General features: G+C 72.9%; 21 protein-coding genes and 1 pseudogene. 13 read left to right on the forward strand and 9 right to left on the reverse strand.

Features of this window, described 5'->3' with window-relative positions; all coding sequences use genetic code 11:
• The first annotated feature begins 77 nt into the window (after window positions 1-77).
• Window positions 78-1,370, forward strand: a complete 1,293-nt coding sequence (locus ACIGXP_RS34170; protein ID WP_399775046.1) for an ROK family protein — start codon at window positions 78-80, stop codon at window positions 1,368-1,370.
• A gap of 121 nt (window positions 1,371-1,491) precedes the next feature.
• Here the strand turns inward: ACIGXP_RS34170 and ACIGXP_RS34175 are convergent, their stop codons facing one another.
• Together ACIGXP_RS34175 and ACIGXP_RS34180 are read right to left on the reverse strand one after the other, a co-directional pair.
• Window positions 1,492-1,737, reverse strand: coding sequence for an alanine racemase (locus tag ACIGXP_RS34175; protein ID WP_399775048.1), 246 nt, complete (start codon window positions 1,735-1,737; stop codon window positions 1,492-1,494).
• Window positions 1,734-2,489, reverse strand: a complete 756-nt coding sequence (locus ACIGXP_RS34180) for a metallophosphoesterase (RefSeq protein ID WP_399775050.1) — start codon at window positions 2,487-2,489, stop codon at window positions 1,734-1,736. The genes ACIGXP_RS34175 and ACIGXP_RS34180 overlap by 4 nt, the downstream gene beginning before the upstream one ends.
• A gap of 84 nt (window positions 2,490-2,573) precedes the next feature.
• Here ACIGXP_RS34180 and ACIGXP_RS34185 point away from each other — a divergent pair, with 84 nt between their 5' ends.
• Window positions 2,574-3,983, forward strand: coding sequence for a PLP-dependent aminotransferase family protein (locus ACIGXP_RS34185; RefSeq protein ID WP_399775052.1), 1,410 nt, complete (start codon window positions 2,574-2,576; stop codon window positions 3,981-3,983).
• Between the two features lie 31 nt (window positions 3,984-4,014).
• Here the strand turns inward: ACIGXP_RS34185 and ACIGXP_RS34190 are convergent, their stop codons facing one another.
• Window positions 4,015-4,257, reverse strand: coding sequence for a hypothetical protein (locus ACIGXP_RS34190; protein WP_399775055.1), 243 nt, complete (start codon window positions 4,255-4,257; stop codon window positions 4,015-4,017).
• A 34-nt stretch (window positions 4,258-4,291) separates the two neighbouring features.
• Window positions 4,292-5,323, reverse strand: a complete 1,032-nt coding sequence (locus ACIGXP_RS34195) for an SDR family oxidoreductase (protein WP_399775236.1) — start codon at window positions 5,321-5,323, stop codon at window positions 4,292-4,294.
• Between the two features lie 177 nt (window positions 5,324-5,500).
• On the opposite strand from ACIGXP_RS34195, the gene ACIGXP_RS34200 reads away from it, so the two are divergent.
• On the forward strand, window positions 5,501-6,385 hold the full coding sequence (locus ACIGXP_RS34200; RefSeq protein ID WP_399775058.1) for an alpha/beta fold hydrolase: 885 nt from the start codon (window positions 5,501-5,503) through the stop codon (window positions 6,383-6,385).
• Window positions 6,386-6,549: 164 nt separating this feature from the next.
• Here ACIGXP_RS34200 and ACIGXP_RS34205 read toward each other — a convergent pair whose 3' ends face one another.
• Entirely contained in the window at window positions 6,550-7,215 is a 666-nt protein-coding gene (locus ACIGXP_RS34205) for an HAD family hydrolase (RefSeq protein WP_399775060.1), read from the reverse strand.
• A 75-nt stretch (window positions 7,216-7,290) separates the two neighbouring features.
• Window positions 7,291-8,331, reverse strand: a complete 1,041-nt coding sequence (locus ACIGXP_RS34210) for a PHP domain-containing protein (protein WP_399775238.1) — start codon at window positions 8,329-8,331, stop codon at window positions 7,291-7,293.
• A gap of 160 nt (window positions 8,332-8,491) precedes the next feature.
• Between ACIGXP_RS34210 and ACIGXP_RS34215 the strand changes: the two genes are divergently transcribed.
• From ACIGXP_RS34215 to ACIGXP_RS34225, 3 genes and pseudogenes are all read left to right on the forward strand, one after another.
• A complete protein-coding gene (locus tag ACIGXP_RS34215) occupies window positions 8,492-9,280 on the forward strand; it encodes an SDR family oxidoreductase (RefSeq protein WP_399775063.1) in 789 nt (262 codons plus the stop codon).
• A 4-nt stretch (window positions 9,281-9,284) separates the two neighbouring features.
• Window positions 9,285-10,310 (forward strand): annotated as a pseudogene (locus tag ACIGXP_RS34220) (DNA topoisomerase IB).
• 35 nt (window positions 10,311-10,345) lie between these two features.
• Complete coding sequence (locus tag ACIGXP_RS34225; protein ID WP_399775065.1) at window positions 10,346-10,591, forward strand: hypothetical protein; 246 nt, start codon at window positions 10,346-10,348, stop codon at window positions 10,589-10,591.
• A gap of 9 nt (window positions 10,592-10,600) precedes the next feature.
• Here the strand turns inward: ACIGXP_RS34225 and ACIGXP_RS34230 are convergent, their stop codons facing one another.
• Window positions 10,601-11,836 carry an RICIN domain-containing protein gene (locus ACIGXP_RS34230; protein WP_399775068.1) on the reverse strand — a complete coding sequence of 412 codons (1,236 nt, stop codon included), beginning with the start codon at window positions 11,834-11,836 and terminating at the stop codon, window positions 10,601-10,603.
• A gap of 111 nt (window positions 11,837-11,947) precedes the next feature.
• On the reverse strand, window positions 11,948-12,592 hold the full coding sequence (locus tag ACIGXP_RS34235) for a VanZ family protein (RefSeq protein WP_399775071.1): 645 nt from the start codon (window positions 12,590-12,592) through the stop codon (window positions 11,948-11,950).
• A gap of 241 nt (window positions 12,593-12,833) precedes the next feature.
• Here ACIGXP_RS34235 and ACIGXP_RS34240 point away from each other — a divergent pair, with 241 nt between their 5' ends.
• From ACIGXP_RS34240 to ACIGXP_RS34265, 6 genes are all read left to right on the forward strand, one after another.
• The gene (locus tag ACIGXP_RS34240; protein ID WP_399775074.1) at window positions 12,834-13,028 is read left to right on the forward strand and encodes a hypothetical protein; all 195 of its coding nucleotides are present in this window, start codon (window positions 12,834-12,836) and stop codon (window positions 13,026-13,028) included.
• On the forward strand, window positions 13,025-13,477 hold the full coding sequence (locus ACIGXP_RS34245; protein ID WP_399775076.1) for an MrpF/PhaF family protein: 453 nt from the start codon (window positions 13,025-13,027) through the stop codon (window positions 13,475-13,477). Before ACIGXP_RS34240 ends, ACIGXP_RS34245 begins: the two co-directional genes overlap by 4 nt.
• 381 nt (window positions 13,478-13,858) lie before the next feature.
• Window positions 13,859-14,119 (forward strand): hydrogenase subunit MbhD domain-containing protein, encoded by a 261-nt coding sequence (locus tag ACIGXP_RS34250; protein WP_363221042.1) that lies wholly within the window; start codon window positions 13,859-13,861, stop codon window positions 14,117-14,119.
• Window positions 14,116-14,853, forward strand: coding sequence for an MnhB domain-containing protein (locus tag ACIGXP_RS34255; protein WP_399775080.1), 738 nt, complete (start codon window positions 14,116-14,118; stop codon window positions 14,851-14,853). The genes ACIGXP_RS34250 and ACIGXP_RS34255 overlap by 4 nt, the downstream gene beginning before the upstream one ends.
• Window positions 14,854-14,863: 10 nt before the next feature.
• Complete coding sequence (locus tag ACIGXP_RS34260) at window positions 14,864-15,211, forward strand: sodium:proton antiporter (RefSeq protein WP_363221043.1); 348 nt, start codon at window positions 14,864-14,866, stop codon at window positions 15,209-15,211.
• Complete coding sequence (locus ACIGXP_RS34265; protein WP_399775083.1) at window positions 15,211-16,983, forward strand: complex I subunit 5 family protein; 1,773 nt, start codon at window positions 15,211-15,213, stop codon at window positions 16,981-16,983. The genes ACIGXP_RS34260 and ACIGXP_RS34265 overlap by 1 nt, the downstream gene beginning before the upstream one ends.
• Here ACIGXP_RS34265 and ACIGXP_RS34270 read toward each other — a convergent pair whose 3' ends face one another.
• Complete coding sequence (locus ACIGXP_RS34270) at window positions 16,984-17,643, reverse strand: DUF4230 domain-containing protein (protein ID WP_363219502.1); 660 nt, start codon at window positions 17,641-17,643, stop codon at window positions 16,984-16,986. It lies immediately after the preceding gene.
• Between the two features lie 154 nt (window positions 17,644-17,797).
• On the opposite strand from ACIGXP_RS34270, the gene ACIGXP_RS34275 reads away from it, so the two are divergent.
• Window positions 17,798-18,745, forward strand: coding sequence for a ribose-phosphate diphosphokinase (locus ACIGXP_RS34275; protein ID WP_399775085.1), 948 nt, complete (start codon window positions 17,798-17,800; stop codon window positions 18,743-18,745).
• Window positions 18,746-18,762 lie beyond the last annotated feature (17 nt).

An 18,762-nucleotide genomic window follows, 5' to 3' on the forward strand; every position in this document is an offset into this window, starting at 1 on the left:
AAGGGTTGGGGAATGACGCATCCCGCCCGCCCGAAGGGGTATGTTGCAGGTCGGACGTGGTTCGTGAAGGGAGCCGCATGTCAGAGCGGAACGGGCGCACGGTACGCGACCTCAGGCGGGGCAACCGTACGGCCGTGCTGCAGAAGCTGTACTTCGACGGCCCCCTCAGCCGGTTCGAGCTGGGCCCGGCCACCGGCCTGAGCAGCGGCTCGGTCAGCAACGTGGTCGCCGACCTGATCGCGGACGGTCTGGTCGAGGAGGCCGGCAGCGTCGACTCCGACGGCGGCCGGCCCCGTACCCTGCTGCGCGTCGCCCCGGACAGCGGACAGATGATCGGCATCGACGTCGGCGAAACCCGTGTCCGCGTGGAGCTGTTCGATCTGACCCTGACCGAACTCGCCCGTGCCGAGCGTGGGTTGAGCCCACAGGGCTGCTACGACGTCGAGGTGATCGCCGGGCACATCCGCGACGGCATCGCCGAGGTCCTCGGCGCCGAACAGGCCGTGCCCGGGCGGCTGCTCGGTGTCGGCGTCGGCGTGCCCGGCATCGTCGAGCACACCCCGGACCAGGGCGCCGTCGTCCACGGCCAGACCATCGGCTGGGACGCGGCCCCGCTGGAGCGGCTGCTCCGCTCGGCCTCACAACTCCCGGACCAGGTCCCGTACTTCATCGACAACGGTGCGAAGACACTGGGGCAGGCCGAGATGTGGTTCGGCGCGGGACGCGGTGCCCGCAACGCCGTGGTCGTGCTCTTCGGCTCCGGCGTCGGCGCCTGCGTGGTCACCCCGGAGGTGGAGCACGGACGGGCCGTCGAATGGGGTCATCTGACGGTACGGGTGCGCGGACGCCGCTGCCGCTGCGGCGCGCCCGGCTGCCTGGAGGCCTACGCGGGCGCCGAGTCGCTGCTCGCCCGCTGGCGGGAAGGCGGCGGCCGGCCCCCAGAGGAAACCGACGAGGAGACCGCGCTCACCGCGATGCTCGCCGTCGCCTACCCGCCCGAGGGTACCGAGCCCGACCCGGTGGCGCTGGCCGTCCTGGAGGAGACCGCCGAGTACCTCGGCGCCGGCCTGTCCGACCTGATCAACCTGTTCCAGCCCGAACGGATCCTCATCGGCGGCTGGGCCGGGCTGCAGCTCGGCCCCCGCTTCCTGCCCGCCGTACGGCGCCATGCGATGACGCACGCGCTGCGCCATCCGGCCGCGAAGGTGACCATCGGCCTCGGGCGGCTCGGCCCCGACGCGGTCACCGTCGGTGCGGCGATCCTGCCGCTGGCCGAGTTCTTCGCGAGCGGCGGCCGACGCCCGGAACCGACCACCGAGACCCGGCTGCCGGCGTGGCGTGCGGCGCTCCGGGAGCGGACGCCGCGCTGACGGGTCCGGTGCCACCGGGGACCGGGCTCGCCAGGTGTCCGCGCCGCGTGCGGTCACCTGCCGGCGGTCGGCGAACTCCCCGCGCCGGACGATCAGGAGACGTCGACGAGGTCGACTGCCGTCACGGGCTGCTGATCACGGTCGACCGCCTTGCCCAGCGCTCGCTCCTCGTCGCGTGCGGCGCGCTCGCGGGCCGCGGGGCGTGACCGTAGCCGTGTCCCGGGAAGGTGAACACCCCGGCCACCCGCAGCCCGGCATCGGCGGCTGCCCTGCCCACCTCGGCTGCGGCTCGCGGTGCCACTCCGGTGCGGCGCAGCCCGCTGTCGATTTCGATGGCGGTTCTCCCGCGCCGCTGCGGCGTGCTCACCCGGGGATCTGACGGAAGTGCGTGGTCAACCGTCCTGTCTCGTCGAGGACATGGAAAGCGAGTGCGGGACGGTGGTCCAGGTGGACATGGTCCTGGGGGTGCGCACGCTGTTCCCACGGAAGACGGGTCGTGGAGACGACTCCGGGGGCCACCAGCAGCGGGCGCCCGGCGAAGACGGTCGCCGCGGCGGTGTGGGCATGGCCGCAGACGAACGCCGTGACATTGGGGTGGCGGTCGGCGAGCGCCGCGAGTCGCTCGGCACCGAACTGGCGGATGCCGTCGACGAACGGGACGTGCAACTGCGCCGGCGGGTGGTGGAATCCGATCAGCACGGGCGTCCGGTCGGACGTTCGGGCCAGGACGTCCCCGAGCCACGCCAGGGTCTCGTCCGAGAGGAAACCCTCGTCCTTGCCCGGCACCGACGAGTCGCACATCGCGATGACCACGTCGGCGCCGCGGTGCACCTGGTTGACCGGAGTCGTGGCGCTCGCCTGCCCCAACAGGTGGGTGCGGAACGCATCACGCCGGTCGTGGTTGCCGGGACAGAGCAGCACCGGGTGCCGCGAGGAGAAGAGCCGCCGGGCCTGTTCGTACTCGGCAGGCAGACCGTGATCGGTGATGTCTCCGGTCACCAGGACCGCGTCCAGGTCGTACGGCAGCTCTTCCAGGTAGCGCATGACGGCGCGGGTGCGCTCGATGCTGCGCGGCTCACTGTCGATGTGGGTGTCGCTGAGATGGGCTGTCACGATCATCGCGGAACGTCCTGTCGCTGTCGGGCCGTTGATCACCTGGGCCGACGCTAGGCGGACACCGGACCACGAGTAAGATCCAGTTCCGTGCGGAAATCCTGGTCCGGTTCACGCGTCGACCTGCATATCGATCTCAACCCCTCGACCGGCCGCCGTGCGGCTCTGGAGTCGGCGCTGCGCGACGCGATCCGCCAGGGACGCCTGTCCGCGGGGACGCTCCTGCCCTCCACCCGGGGGCTGGCCACCGAACTCGGCCTGTCCCGTGGCACGGTGACCGCCGCTTACGACCAACTGGTCGAAGAGGGCTACCTGACCACCCGGCCCGGGTCGGGCACCACCGTGACCGACATACCGCCCAAGGCGGTGACCTCCGAGCCGGTCACGCCGATACCGGCGGGTCCCCGCCATGACCTGCGCCCGGGGCTTCCCGACGTCAGCGCCTTCCCCGCCCGGGCCTGGCTCGCGGCGACACGCCGGGTGGTCGCGGACCCCCGCTCGATGGTGCTCGGCGCCAAAGACCCGCAAGGCCGGATCGAACTGCGTGCCGCGGTGGCCGACTACCTGGGCCGTACCCGCGGTGTGGTCACGAGCGCCGACCGGATCGTCATCACCTCCGGCTACTACCAGGGCCTGAGCCTGCTCAGCAGTGTGCTGGCCCGGAACGGCGCCAGGACGGTGGCCGTCGAGGATCCCAGCCACAACGCCTTCCGCGCGGTCGTCCGGCGCGCCGGACTCGCCACCCCGCCCGTGCCCGTCGACGCCCACGGCGCCTGCGTGGACGCGCTGACGCACGAGGCCGACGCCGTGCTGCTCACGCCCTCGCACCAGTACCCGACCGGGGTCCCCCTCCACCCCGGCCGACGACAGGCCGTCGGTGCCTGGGCACGTGCCACCGGAGGTCTGATCATCGAGGACGACTACGACGGCGAGTACCGCTACGACCGCCAACCCGTCGGCGCCCTCCAGGGCATCGCACCCGACCGGACCGTCTACTGCGGTACCGCCTCCAAGACCCTGGGGCCGGCTCTGCGCCTGGCCTGGATGGCCCTACCGCCCCAGCTGGTGCAGCCGGTGGTCGAGGCAAAGCAGCAGGCCGACCTGTACACCGAGAGCCTCTCCCAGCTGATCCTCGCGGACCTGATCACCACGCACGCGTACGACCGCCACGTCCGCGCCACCCGCCTGCGCTACCGCCGACGACGGGAACTGCTCCTGGCCCGCCTGTCCGGTGTCACGGGACTCGACGCCCACGGCGTTCCCGCCGGTCTGCACACTCTCGTGACCCTCTCCGCCGACTGGCCGCCCGAGCAGGAGATCCTCTCCCGCTGCGCCCGGCAGGGAATTGCCCTGCGCGGCCTGTCCGAACTCCACATCGATCCTCACGGGCGGCCGGCAGGTCTGCTCATCGGCTTCGCGGCCCCGCCGGAACACGCCTTCCGGCCCGCCGTCGACGCGCTGTTCGCAGCATTGCAGAAGCCGGCGACCAGCCCGGAATGAGGAAGGCGTGACCCGCACCGTTCCCCGGCGGTCAAGCCGACGGTTCGTCCGGTGACGGGTGTTCGGGCTGTGCCGTGCCCGGGTGCGGTGCGCCGCGGGGGCCCGAGCCGGCCTCGTCCGTGTCGGGGACGTCGGCCGGGGTGGCGTCGTCCTCACCCGGCCGGTCCGGCGTGACCTCCCACGGGTCCTCGCCGGCGCCCGCCTGCTGGTCGGGCATGTCCCTCGGGACCGGGCCCCGGTCCTGGCCCGGCTCGGGTTCCCGTTGTGCTGCCATGGCGTTCTCCCCTCGGGCGTGGGCACAGGGCGCGTCAGCCGACTTTGCGCCCGCGCATCGGCTCGGTCTCCATCCCCGCGCCCTTCTGCAGGCCGTCGAGGAACTCCTGGAGCACCTCCGTCGCCGTGCGCCGCGGCTGCCAGCCCAGCTCGGTGTGCGCCCGGCCGCAGTCCATCAGCGGCAGCCGGAGCACCGCGTCGAACAGGTGCGGTGAGGCCGGCAGCAGGTGCAGCCCCCAGGCCGCGGCGATTGCCGACCGGGCCGCCGCGCGCGGCAGCCGTACCGGGCGGCTGCCCAGCAGCTCGCCGAGCACACCGGCGTCGAGCGGCGGATCCGCCGCGAGGTTGAAGGCACCCCGAGCGCTGTGCGTGGTCACGGCGAGCCGGTAGGCCTCCGCGGCGTCGTCCGTGTGCAGCGCCTGCACCCTGAGGCCGGGGATGTCCGGCAGGAACGGCATCAGCTCCGGCCGGGCCAGCGGACCCGGCAGGAAGCGTCCGCCGAAGATCCGGCGCTGTTCGCTGGCGGACTGCCACTTGAACAGGAACGCCGGGCGCATTCGCACCACCCGGACCTCGGGATGGTCCCGCTCGAACACGTCCAGCGTGCGCTCCAGATAGGCCTTCTCACGGCAGTACGCGGCGTCGGGCCAGCCGTGCGTCGGCCAGGACTCGTCCACCGCGCGGTCCTTGGGCCCCGGCGAGTACGCGCCCACGGAGGACGCGTGCACCAGCACCGGCACCCGCGCCGCGGCGACGGCCTCGAACACCCGGATACCGCCCAGCACATTGGTCCGCCAGGTCGCCGCCGGATCGTGCGTCGGCTGGAACGCCCACGCCAGATGCACCACCGCGTCGGCGCCCTCGAACCGTTCCGCGAGGTTCGCCTGGTCGGAGGCGATGTCGACCGCGGACCACTCGGTCTTCGGCGGCGACCACTCGGGCGTACGCCGGGCCAGTCCGCGCACCGACCTGACCGCCGGGTCCTCCGAGAGCAGTCGCACCACGCTCGTGCCGACATTGCCGGTGGCGCCCGTCACGACGACCCTGCTGCCCGCTGCGCTGCTCACCATCGGCTCCTCTCGGCCCACACTCCGGCGGACGGCCGGGTACCCGGGGCCGGGTGCGCGCACACCCCGGGCATGACGTGGGAGGTAATCGACCGGTGTGCGGGATCCGGGGAGCATCGAGGACGTGAGCGCGACCGAGAGGCGTCGCACCAGGTCCCACCGCCGAGGAGGCACCCCATGCCGTACTACGACAGCCCCGTCGACGGCACCCGTCTGCACTACGTCGACCACGGCCCCGCCGATGGCCCCGTCGCCGTCTTCGCGGCCAGCGCCTACGTCGGCCACGAGATGTGGGAGTACCAGATCCTGCCGCTCGCGGAGGCCGGCTACCGCTGCGTCGCCCTGGACCGGCGGGGCCATGGCCGCTCCGAGAGCCCCTGGTCGGGCTTCGACCTGGACACCCTCGCCGACGATCTGCACGGTCTGCTCGACCATCTCGACCTGCGCGAGGCCACGCTGATCGGGCACTCCATCGGAACCGGTGAGGTGCTGCGCTGCCTGACCCGGCACGGCACCGCCCGCGTGGCCCGCCTCGCCCTGGTCGCCGGTGTCAGCCCGGGCCTGGTTCGTTCGACGGGCACCCCGGACGGCGTGGACCCGGAGGCGGTGCGCGCCGACGACGAGGTGTTCCGGCGCGACCGGGCCGCCTGGTTCGTCTCCGGGGTCGACGCCTTCTTCGCCGCCCACCTGCCCGGCAACGAGCCGTCCCCGGAGTACGTCCGCTATCTGATCGGCCTCTGCACGGCCACCGGTCCGCGCGCCGCGACGGGCATCCGGGGCGTGGTCGCCGCTCTGGACATGGCGGCCGAACTGCCCGCGGTGAACGTGCCGGTGCTCGTCGTGCACGGCACCGACGACACCTCCGCGCCCCTGGCCCGTACCGGGGAGCGTGTGGCCCGGCTCGTCCCGGACAGCACCCTGAAGGTCTACGAGCGCGGTGGCCACGGCCTGTTCGTCACGCACGCGGAACGGCTCACGGCGGATCTGCGCGCGTTCATCGACGCCGGAGCCGCCCGGGACGGCGCGCCAGCCGGGGCGAAGGCCGACGCCTGGACGCCCTGACACCTCGCCCCCATAGGGAGGGCCCCGGCCGCGACGGGGGAATCACGGCCGGGGCGCTCAGGGGGCGAGCACGGAGGGCGGTCGCCCCTCGGTGAAAGCTCCAGAGGCGGCCGGTGCAACGAGCGACCACCTGTTCCGGTGAGTGATGTGACCTGCACCACTTCCTATGATGCTCGGGCCAGCGGACTCCCGTCGAGCCCTTCGAGCAGATCGGCGGGATCGGCATAGATCGCCTCCGCCCCCGCCTTCTCCAGGTCGGCCCGGGGAATCCCGCCGCACAGCATGCCCACGCACCGGACCCCGGCCTTGCTGCCCGCCTGCATGTCCCACACGGTGTCCCCGACGAACACCGCCCGCCCGGCCGGCACCCCGGCCAGTTCCAGCGCGTGTTCCACGGGCTCCGGCGCGGGCTTGCCCTCCCGCACGTCCTCCGCGCTCGCCGTGTCCGCGATCGCGTCGTCGGCGTCGAGGGCCCGGCGCAGGGCCCCCAACTCGGCACCGCCGGCCGAGGTGGCGAGGACGACCGTCCAGCCGTCGCGGTGCAGCCGCCGCAGCAGCTCCCCGGCCCTCGGCAGCGCGGGCAGCCGGTCGAAGTACTGGCCGTACAGGGCCTTGTGCGCGGCGCTCAGCTCGCCGTCCCGGCCGGTGTCGCGGCCGTCACCGAGCAGGTGCGCGATCAGATCCGTGGAGCTGAGGCCGACGGCCCGGTGCACCGCGTGCATGGGCACGTCGTGCCCGGCCTGGCGGAAGGCCTCCCACCAGGTGACGACATGCAGGTGATTGGTGTCGACGAGGGTCCCGTCGACATCGAAGACGGCGGCTCGCTCCATGCCGGCTCCTTCCCTCGCTCCGTCCCGGCTCCTTCCCCGGCTGCCGCTCGCGACCGGGTACCACGCGGACCCGGGTCAGGAACCCGTCACCCGCGCCGGTACCCGCCTCTCCCGCGTCCAGTCCAGCAGCTCGTCGGCGGACCAGGTGGTCACCACCCGCTCGGCGGGCACCGAGCACTCCTCGGCCCGGGCACAGCCGAGGATCTGCCAGTCCAGCTGGCCGGGCGCGTGCGCGTCGGTGTCCACGGCGAACAGCACCCCCGCGGCCACGGCCCTGCGCAGCAGCCGGCGGGGCGGGTCCAGCCGCTCGGGACGGCTGTTGATCTCCACGGCCGTACCGGACTCGGCGCAGGCGGCGAACACCGCGTCCGCGTCGAACTCCGACTCGGGGCGCCCCCGGCCCGTCACCAGCCGCCCGGTGCAGTGCCCGAGCACATCGGCGTGCGGATGCCGCACGGCGGCCACCATCCGGCGGGTCATCGACCGGGCGTCCATCCGCAGCTTGGAGTGCACGGACACCACGACCACGTCCAGCCGCTCCAGCAGCTCCGGTTCCTGGTCCAGCGAGCCGTCCTCCAGGATGTCGCACTCGATGCCCGTCAGCAGCCGGAACGGCGCCCACCGCGCGTTCAGCTCCGCCACCACCTCCAGCTGCTCGCGCAACCGCTCCGGCGACAGGCCGCGGGCCACGGTCAGCCGGGGGGAGTGGTCCGTGAGGGCGGTCCACTCATGCCCGAGCGCGGCCGCCGTCCGCCCCATCTCCTCGATCGGACTTCCCCCGTCGGACCAGTCCGAATGCGTGTGGCAGTCCCCGCGGACCAACGCCCGCAACTGCGCCCCCGCACCGGACCGGGACGCCGTACCGGCCTCCTCCTCCAGCTTGCGCAGATACCCGGGCACCTCCCCGGCCAGCGCCTCCCGGACCACTTGCGCGGTCTTCGGCCCGACGCCCCTGAGCGCCTCCAGCGTCCCGGCCGCGGCCCGTTCGGCCACCTCGTCCGCGGGCAGGGCGGCCAGTGCCCGGGAGGCGGTACGGAAGGCCTTGACCCGGTAGCTGGGAGCCAACGCCCGCTCCAGCAGAAACGCGATCCGGTCGAGTGCGGCCACGGGTTCCATGCACCCCAGGGTGCGACGGATGCCGGTCAGCGGCGCGGGGAACTGCGCGACCGTCACGGCGGACCCGCAGACCGCGACGGTCCGCACCAGGCAACCGAACCCGTTTGCCCACCCCACCCCCGGGTACTGCAGTGCCCAACCGCAGCTGAGGAGGTCGGCCATGCCAAGCGCAGCGATCGTGACCGGCGCGGACTCCGGAATCGGCCGAGCCACCGCCGTCCGCCTCGCCGAAGCCGGCCTGGACATCGGTATCACCTGGCACACCGACGAGAAGGGCGCCGAAAGGACGGCGGAGGAAGTGCGCGGCACCGGCCGCCGCGCCGCCGTGGCCCGGCTGGACCTCACCCGGCTGCCCGAGGCCGCCGACACCGTGGACGAGCTGTGCGACGCACTCGGCCGTATCGACGTGCTGGTCAACAACGCCGGCACGGGCACCATGACCCCCTACCTGGACCTGACCCTCGCGGACGTACGGCGCGTCCTGGACGTCGACCTCATCGGCCCGTTCCTGTGCGGGCAGCGCGCGGCCCGGCGGATGATCCGGCAGGGCGACGGCGGCCGGATCGTCAACGTCACCTCCGTCCACGAGCACCAGCCCCGCGTCGGCGCGGCCCCGTACTGCGCGGCCAAGGGCGGACTGGGCCTGCTCACGCAGGTGATGGCGCTGGAGCTCGCCGAGTACGGCATCACCGTGAACGCGGTCGCGCCCGGCGAGATCGCCACGCCGATGACCGGCCAGGAGGACATCGACGTGCACACCGAGCGCCGGCCCGGCGTGCCGCTCGGGCGGCCCGGCGACGCCCGCGAGGTCGCCGCCGTGATCGCCTTCCTGGCGAGCCCGGACGCCTCGTACGTCACCGGCGCCTCCTGGAGCGTCGACGGCGGCATGCTCCGCATGGGCCCGCAGGCCGGCTCGCACCTCACCGGCGACGACTGGCGGCATCCCTGAGCCGATGCGCCTGCGGACCAGTTCCAGCGACGGCCCCGGCTACGAACGCGTCCGCTGCGGCAAGGGCTTCCGTTACGTCGACATCGGCGGGGAGCCGCTCACCGACCCCGGGCAGCTCGCCCGCATCCGCGCCCTCACCATCCCGCCCGCCTGGCACGACGTGTGGATCTGCCCCTGGCCCAACGGCCACCTCCAGGCCGTCGGCACGGACGACGCCGGGCGGCGCCAGTACCTGTACCACGAACAGTTCCGGGCCGAGCAGGAGAAGGCCAAGCACGCGACGTCCGGCAGATCGCGCGAGCCATGCCGGAGCTGCGCGCCCGGGTGGCCGTCGACCTGGCGGGGTGCGGGCTGAGCCGGCCCCGGGTCACCGCCTGCGCGGTCCGCCTGCTCGACCTCGGGTTCTTCCGCATCGGCAGCGACCGGCACACCCGCAACAGCGGCACCTACGGCCTGACGACGATGCTCCGCGAGCACGTCACCTGCGGCCGCGACGAGATCATGTTCAGCTACCCGGCCAAGGGCGGCACCGAGCTGGTCCGTGCCCTGGTCGACGAGCAGGTCCAGGTGGTCACCCGCGCCCTGCTGCGGCGCCCGCGCGGCGGCGAGCGCTTCCTCGTCTTCTTCGAGCGGGGCGGCTGGCACGATCTGCACGGCGACGACCTCAGCGAGGCGCTGCGCCGGCTGTCCGGCACCGATGTCACGGCGAAGGACTTCCGCACCTGGCACGCCACCGTGCTCGCCGCCGTGGCGGTCGCCGTGACCGCCGAGAACGCCCGGGCGAGCGACACCGCCCGGCGGCGGCAGGTCACCCGGGCGGTCCGCGAGGTCAGCCACTACCTGGGCAACACCCCCGCGGTGTGCCGGTCCTCCTACATCGACCCCGCGGTCTTCGAGCTGTTCGAACAAGGGCGTGACCATCGCCCCCGTGCTCACCCGGCTGGGGGAACACGGGGACTTCGGGCGTCCGGCCACCCAGGGTGCGGTCGAGGCCGCGGTTCTCGATCTTCTGGACGGCTCCGGTGGATGACCCGTCCGCGCGGGTTGCGTTCTACCCTCGATTGCATGACCGAACAAGCAGCTCCCTACATCTCCCATCCGCGGGTTCTGGTCCACGGCGTGTGCCCGGGCAGGCCGGGCGAGCCGCCGTTCCGGATCATGGAGATCGACGGTCAGGTGGTCGGTGAGGCCAGGACCGTCACCGACGTGCTGGAGGCGGCCGCGTCCTACGGCATCACCATCCACGACCTGGACGACCCGGACGTGGTCCGCTTCGTGGGCGGTGACAAGTACACCTGGACGCCGCGCTGAGCCGACGGCTCAGCCGACCGCCCACTTCTGGTTGGCGCCGCCCGTGCACGTCCAGATCTGCAGGCGTGTCCCGTTGGCCGCGTTGTTCCCGGTCACGTCGAGGCACTTGTCGGCCTGCGGGTTGACGATGTCCTGCGCGCCCGTGACGGTCCACTTCTGGTTCGGGCCGCCGGTGCAGTCCCACAGCTGGACGGGCGTGCCGTCCGCCGTGCCGTTGCCGGTGGCGTCCAGGCACTTGCCGAGCGCCCGGATCGTGCCGTCCGCGCCTACCGTCCACATCTGCGCGGCCGTACCGTTGCAGTCGTAGAGCTGCACCGGGGTGCCGTTCGCGGAGTTCGCGCCGGCCACGTCCACGCACTTGCCGGCCAGGCCGCGTATCGGCGCCCCGGCCGCGCTGTCGCTGGTCGTCACCGACACCGAGTCGACCACCAGCTGCTGCGGGAACGCGGTGCTGCCGTCCGGGTCGCCCGGCCAGTAGCCGCCGACCGCCAGGTTCAGGATCAGGAAGAACGGCTTGTTGTCGAACACCCACGTCTTTCCGCCGAGGTCGGCGGGCGTGCGCCGTTCGTAGACGTTCCCGTCCACGGACCAGGTGATCGACCCGGGCGCCCAGTCCACGGCGAAGGTGTGGAAGGCGTCCGCGAAGGCCTGCCCTCCCGGCAGTGTGTAGGCCGCGCCGATGCCGCCGGATCCGGAGTAGCCGGGGCCGTGGATGGTGCCGTGCACGGTGGAGGGCTCGAAGCCGACGTTCTCCATCACGTCGATCTCGCCGGAGTCCGGCCAGTTCACGGGCGTGCCGAGCATCCAGAACGCCGGCCACATGCCCTGCCCTCGCGGGATCTTCATCCGCGCCTCGACGTGCCCGTACCGGGCCTCGAACTTCCCGGCCGTGTTCAGCCGGGCCGAGGTGTACTGGCAGCTGCCGTACCAGCACTGGTAGCCGGCCGGGTTCTCCTTGCGGGCGGTGATCACCAGGTGGCCCTGGCCGTCCAGGGCCGCGTTGTGCGTGCCCGAGGTGTAGTACTCCCGCTCGTGGTTGTTGACGTTGTCGCCGGTCTCCAGTGTCCACTTCGAGGAGTCGACCGCGGATCCCGCGGGTCCGTCGAAGGTGTCGGAGAAGGTGGTGACGGTCGTCGCCGCCGGTGCGGCGGCCTGGGCCCGCGCGGGGCCGACGGCTGCGGAACCGATCAGCGCGGCGGACAGAGCGGCGAGGAGGCATCTGCGGAGCAGGCGTGGGGAGGCCATGACTCTCCGTTCGGCGTGGGGGCTGCGGTGACCTATGAGAATGCCTCTTGATTTAAGGAGTGAGATAACAGGGCGTCAATACTCTGGTCCGGACCTGTTCCTGATTTCTCGTCAGTCCACCGAGTGGCGTGTGCGCACACGCCGGTGCACCGCACGCCCGAGCCGCCGCCCCAGCAGCAGCCAGCCGAGCAGCGCCCCGGCGGTGTTGAGCAGCACGTCGTCGATGTCGAAGGCCCGCCCGGTGACCAGCGCGCCCTGCGCCAGTTCCACCATCAGCATCACGAGCGCCGTGAGTGCCAGCACCCGAAGCAGCCTTCGGGCCCGCGGCGCGAGGACCGGCACCAGCACCCCGAACGGCACGCCGAGGAGCACGTTCCCGCCGATCTGCCGCACCGCGTCCACCGTCCGCGCCTGCTCCGCGTAGGCCCGCAGAGAGCGGCCCGGGTGCAGATTGCTGTGCGTCAGATGCACCGACGCGGGCGACGGCTCCAGGGTGATCCGGGCCAGGGCGGCGGCGAACGCCACCATGCACACGAAGGCGGCCAGCATCGCCAGCAGTCGCAGGGGCAGGGCAAGCGCAGGTCGCTCGGCCTGCGGGCGGATCCTGCCGGCCGCGGGTCGGCGCAGCACAGCAGCCAGACGCGAGGCGGCGCGACCCGTACGGTCCTTCGGTCGCCACGGGCGGGGCTGCTCGGCCTGCCGCCGCTTCCCCGGCAGGCGCAGCACGGCGGGCAGGCGCGGGGCGGTGCGGGCCATATGGTCCTCCGGTCTCCAACTTCCCTGTTCCGTGAGGCGGTTACCCGGCAACCGGTCCGGGATGCCACCGCGCGGACCGCTCCGGGCGCACAGGGGCGTTTCCGTTCACGCTCCCGGGGCACTCCGGCTGCGGACCCGCGTGCCGCCGCCCCGCCGCGGGCCCGGCGGTGCTTGGATGCCCCGAGCGGCAGCTCGGACATAACGGCGCGCATGTGAACGGAGCAGACCGAGGAGGTGGTCGATGACCCGGCGTACGTCCCCGCGCACGGCCCTCCTCGCCATTGGTGAACTCCTGGCCTGGTGGGGGGTGCTGGCGCTGCTGTGGCTGGTGTTCATCACGTCGGTCGACACCCTGGAACGGATCGTCGGAGGGAGCGCCGCGGCCGTCGGGGCGCTGCTGGCACGGGCCGGCCGGCGGGCGGTGGCCTGGCGGTGAACGGCTGGATCCTCGCGGCGACCGTCGAACTGGGCGGGGGAGGCGCGGCCGCCCTGTGGGGCGTCACCACCGGCCCGCCGGCCCGCCGGGTCGTCGCCCAGAACATGACCACCTCGGCCCTGTGCCCGGCCCTGCTGCTGCTCTCCCAGGGCTACGGCCGCCCGTCCTACGTCGACCTCGCCCTGCTGCTGGCCCTGCTCGGCCCGGTCGGCACGCTCGTCTTCGCCCGGCTCCTCTCCGACGACCTGGAAGGTGGCCGGCCGAGCGCCTGGGCGCTGACCTGGACCGCCGCCGGAGCGGGCGCGGCGGTCGTGACCGCCGTGTGCGTCGCCACCGGCCCAGGTCGGGCGATGGTGAAGGTCCTGGTCATCGGCGCCCTCCTGATCTTTGGCAACGTCATCGCCTCCCGTGCACTGTCGGGCGGATTGCGGGGGGTGCGCGGTGGCTGACCTGCACTCGCACGACGTCCGGGCCGGCACAGCGCCCCGGACGCCCGGGGCCCGGCCGCGGGCGGAGGGGGCGGCTGGGGTGTGCGCGGGTGGACTGTCGGGGTGTGCGGTGGTTGGTGTGCGCGCGGGTCGGCTGCTGGAGAGTGCGGTGGCCCATGTGCCTGCGGGTGGGCCGGGGGAGTGCGTGGTGCCGGGCATGCGTGGGGGCAGGACGCAGGGGTGGCCGGCGGCCGTGGTGCCGACGGGCCGGTCGAAGGCAGGGTTCGCCGCGGGTGTGCCGGCGGTTCGGCCGGGGTCCGTGGCGGCTGATGCGACGGCGGGGCTGCCGCCGGGGTGCGCGGAGGCCGATGGGGCGTCGGTGGGGGCGAACGGGGGTGTCGTATGGACGACGCCGTGATCGTCGTCGCCCTGCTGCTGATGGCCGCGACCGCCACCGCGGCGGTGGTCCAGCGCGACCCCGCCCGCCAGGCGCTGGTGCTGTCCGTGCTCGGGTCCGTGCTGGCCGTGCTGTTCACCGTGCTCCAGGCCCCGGACGTCGGCCTGTCCCAGCTGGCCGTGGGCTCCGCGCTCACCCCGCTGCTGATCATGCTGTGCGTACGCAAGGTCAGACGCCGAGGCCGCGAGAAGGAGGACGCGCGGTGAACCGGCTGCGACTCGCCCTGCTGGCCGTCGGCGGCGCCGGCCTCGCCGCCCTGCTCGTCGCCGCCTGCCTCGATCTGCCCGGCTTCGGCGGCCGGAGCCACCCCTACGGCACCCGTGCCGTGCACGCCTCCCTCACCCGGCACACCGCCAACACCATCGCCTCGGTCAACTTCGACCAGCGCGCCTACGACACCCTCGGCGAGATGAGCATCCTGTTCGCCGCCGTCCTCGGCTGCGTGGTGCTGCTGCGTCAGGCCCGCGACGAACACCGCGCCCGGCCCCGGCCCGCCGAGGTGGCCCGGCCGGTCCGCCGCTACGCCCTGCTCGTGCTGCCCGTCGCCCTGGTCACCGGCCTCTACGTCATCGCCCACGGCCAGCTCAGCCCGGGCGGCGGCTTCCAGGGCGGGGTCGTCGCCGCGACCGCCCTGCACCTGCTCTACCTGGGCGCCGACTACCGCGCGCTGGAACGCGTCCGCCCGCTCGCCGTCTACGAGACCTCCGACGCCCTCGCGGTCTCCTCGTACCTGGTGCTGGGCGCCGCCGGAGTCCTGGCCGGCACCGCGTTCCTCGCCAACACCCTCCTGCCGTACGGCACCTTCAACACCCTGTCCTCCGGCGGCACCGTCCCCCTGCTGAACGCGGCCATCGGCATGGAGGTGGCGAGCGCGGTCGTCGTCCTGCTCGCAAACTTCCTTGACCAGGCCGTCGAGATCGAGGAGGAACACGGGAGTTGAGTACACCGTGATGCATGTCCTGCCCTACCTTGTCTCCGCCTACGTCTTCCTGACCGGCTGCTACGGCCTCGCCACCAGCCGGAACCTCATCCACGCCGTCGGCTGTCTCGCGGTGTGCCAGTCCTCGACCTATGTGCTGCTGCTGGCGGTCGGCTACCAGGACGGCGCCACCGCACCCGTCTTCTCCGACCTCCAGCCCGGCTCCCGGCCGGTGGTCGACCCGGTCGTGCAGGCGCTCACCCTCACCGACATCGTCGTCGGCGCCACCGTCACCGCGTTGCTGCTCGCCCTCGTCCTGCAGATCGCCAAACGGCACGGCACGGTCGACCCCGACGAACTGCGGGAGTTGCGCGGCTGATGCACCACCTGCTCCCGCTGCTCGTCGCGGTCCCCCTGCTCGGCGCCGCCCTGCTGGTGGCCACCGGGCGCCATCTGCCGAGGGTCGCCGCCGAGATCACCGGCTTCGTGGTCTCCGGTGGCACGGGCGCCCTCGCACTGCTCCTGCTGCTGAACTCCTCGCCGCCGATGGTCGAGTGGGTCGGCGGCTGGCTGCCCGTCGCCGGTGAGAGCGTCGGCATCGTCGTGGTCGGCGACGGCCCCGCGCTCGGCATGGCCGCGCTGGTCTCCCTGCTGACGCTGGCGGCCCTCGCCTACTCCTGGCGCTACTTCGACGAGCCCCCGCGCGGTCACCGCGGCGCCTTCACCGCGCTGATGCTCGTCTTCCAGGGTGCGATGTGCGGATTCGCCATCGCCGGCGACCTGTTCAACGCGTTCGTGTTCTTCGAGCTGATGAGCGTCACCGCGTACGCGCTCACCGGCTACCGCATCGACGACGCGAAGGCCGTACAGGGTGCGCTGACCTTCGGTGTCGTCAACTCCCTCGGTGCCTACAGCATGCTCATGGGCATCGGTCTGCTGTACGCGCGCACCGGCGAACTGGCCATGGCGAAGATCGGCCGCGGCCTGGACACGGCGGCCGGGCACGGCGGACCGGACGCGTTGGTCCTCGCGTCCTTCGTGCTGGTCCTGACCGGACTGCTGGTGAAGGCGGCCGCCGTACCCTTGCACTTCTGGCTCCCGGACGCGCATGCCGTCGCCCCCACACCGGTGTGCATGCTGCTGTCCGGCGTGATGGTCGAACTCGGCGCCTACGGCGTCTGGCGCGTGTACGGCACCGTCTTCGCCGGACCCGGCGGCATCCCCGCCGCCGACCTGACCCGGGCCCTGGTGACGCTGGGCACTCTCACGGCCGTGACCGGTGCCGTCATGTGCTGGTACCAGCGGCACATCAAACGGCTCCTGGCCTACTCCACCGTCGCCCACACCGGGCTGTTCCTCGTCGGGCTCGGTGTCCTCACCCCGGAGGGCGACGACGGGGTGGCCCTGTACATGCTCGGCCACGCCGGGGTGAAGGCCGCGCTGTTCGCCTGCGCCGGGGTGCTGCTCGACCGGTACGGCAGTGTGGACGAACACGCCCTGCACGGCCGGGCCGGCGAGCTGCGGACGACCGCGGTGCTGTTCGCCGTGGGCGCCCTCGGCCTCGCCGGACTGCCCCCGTTCGGTACGGCGCTCGGCAAGGCGGTCACCGAGGAGGCGGTCGGCGGCCCGCTCACCGTCGTGTATGTGGCCGCCTCCGCGATCACCGCCGGCGCCGTCCTGCGGGTCACCGCCCGCGTGTTCCTCGGCCTGGGGCCCCGCCCCGAGAACGCCGACTCCGACCTGGAGACCAGCGGATCCGGTGAGCAACCCGAGACGACGGGCCTGCTGAGCCGGATCCCGGACACCATGACGACGGTGCCCGCCGTGCTGCTCGCCGCCGCCCTCGCCGTCGGGGTGGGCCCCGGCTTCGGCGACCTGGTCGCCCGCTCCGTCAACGAGGCGGGCTCGGGCGGCGCCCACGCCTCCGTCCACTGGACGCTTTCCGGCGTCCTGCTCGGCCTCGCCTCCACCGCGCTGGCCGTGGCCCTCGCCGGCCTCGCCGTGACCCGCCCGCGGTGGACCGCGGCCCCCGACTGGGCCCGGCCCCTCCGGCGCCTGCAGTCCGGCCACGTCGGCGACTACGTGGCCTGGCTGCTGCTGGGCGCCACGCTGCTGGGGGCGCTGGCCCTGCCGGGCGTGCTGGGCGGCTGATCAGTGCGCCGGGGTGCCGTAGGAGATGTGCACCTCGGTGAAGCCGAGCGAGCGCAGCAGCCCCTGGAGCATGCCGGTGGTGTTGGTCTCGGCGCGGGCGGTCAGTCCGCTGCTCCTGGCCGCGTCGCCGATGTGCCGGACGGCAAGCTTCTGCACGGCCTGCTCGCTGTTGGGATTGTCCGAGAACAGATCGCCGAGCCGGTCCAGCAGCCCGCGCTGCTTGGACACGGCGTAGGAGCGGTCGGGGTCGAGGGCCGGCCTGCCGAGCCGCGCGTGCGGCAGCCGGAGCGTGGCGGACGTACGGTCGCCGTTGACCGACACGTCCTTCTCGCCGACCCGGCCGAGGTCGACGTACGCGTCCACGGTGCCCGCACCGACGTACAGGGTGCGCGTGCCGCGGATCGCGTCGGGCAGGAACTTCGCGTCCTTCTCCAGGTCGACGACCACCTGGAAGTTGCCCGAGGCGGCGTCATAACGGCTCATGTCCTGGATCGACTTGAGCAGGGCGGGTCCGGAACGGTCGTGCGTCTCGGTGCCGAACAGGTCCTTGATGCCGGGCAGTACGGCCAGCCGGATTCCGGCGAACAGCACGGCGAGCACCAGGACGAGCGCGGCGACGGCCTTGGCCCAGCCGGGCAGGCGCCTGAGGGAAGTCGTCATCGCGACGGTCCTCCTTCCTGCTGTCCGGATGCCCCGCCAACGGCTGGGCCAGACGGATGCGTTGATGCAATCGCACGCCTGACGTACGCGCCGGGACAGGGTGCCGCCAGTAGCATGACGGCCCAGCCCGTGACGATTCTGCGAGGAGCGGATCGTGCGAGACATCGCCGTCTTCAGCGGCAGCGCCCATCCCGACCTGGCCCGCGAGGTCTGCGCCCATCTCGGGGTACCGCTCAGTCCGGCCCGGGTCAGCCGGTTCGCCAATGACTGTCTGGGCGTGCAGCTTCAGGCCAACTGCCGGGAACGGGACGTGTTCCTGGTCCAGCCGCTCGTCCGTCCCGTGCAGGAGCACCTGGTGGAGCTGCTGCTGATGTGCGACGCCGCCCGGGGCGCCTCCGCGGCCCGGATCACCGTCGTCATGCCGCACTACTCCTACGCCCGCTCCGACAAGAAGGACGCCCCGCGCATCTCCATCGGCGGCCGGCTGGTCGCCGATCTGCTCGTGGCGGCGGGCGCGGGCCGGGTGCTCGCCATGACCCTGCACTCCCCGCAGGTGCACGGCTTCTTCTCGGTGCCGGTCGACCACCTGAACGCGCTGCGTGAACTCGCCGCGCATTTCCGCCGGTACGACCTCACGCGCACCACGGTGGTCTCGCCGGACCTCGGCAACGCCAAGGAGGCCGCCGCCTTCGCCCGGCTCATCGGGGCCCAGGTGGCGGCCGGCGCCAAACAGCGGTTCGCGGACGACCGGGTGAGCGTCAGCTCCGTCATCGGCGATGTCGCCGGGCGGGACGTCATCGTGCTGGACGACGAGATCGCCAAGGGCAGCACCGTGCTGGAACTCCTCGGCAGACTGCGCGAGTCGGGCGTGCGGTCGGTCCGGGTGGCCTGCACGCACGGGCTGTTCGCGGCCGGTGCGCTGAAGCGGCTGAGCGAGCAGCCGGACGTGCTGGAGATCGTCTGCACCAACACCGTGCCGGTCCCGGTGGACGGGGAGCGCACGGACAAGCTGCGGGTGCTCTCGATCGCCCCGGCCCTCGCCGAGGCGGTACGGCGCATTCACAACGGTGAATCGGTGAGCGCCCTGTTCGAGCCGTCGTAGAGCGCGTGGCGGGAAGG

It is taken from the genome of Streptomyces sp. NPDC053069, from assembly GCF_044546895.1.
Lineage (GTDB): Bacteria > Actinomycetota > Actinomycetes > Streptomycetales > Streptomycetaceae > Streptomyces.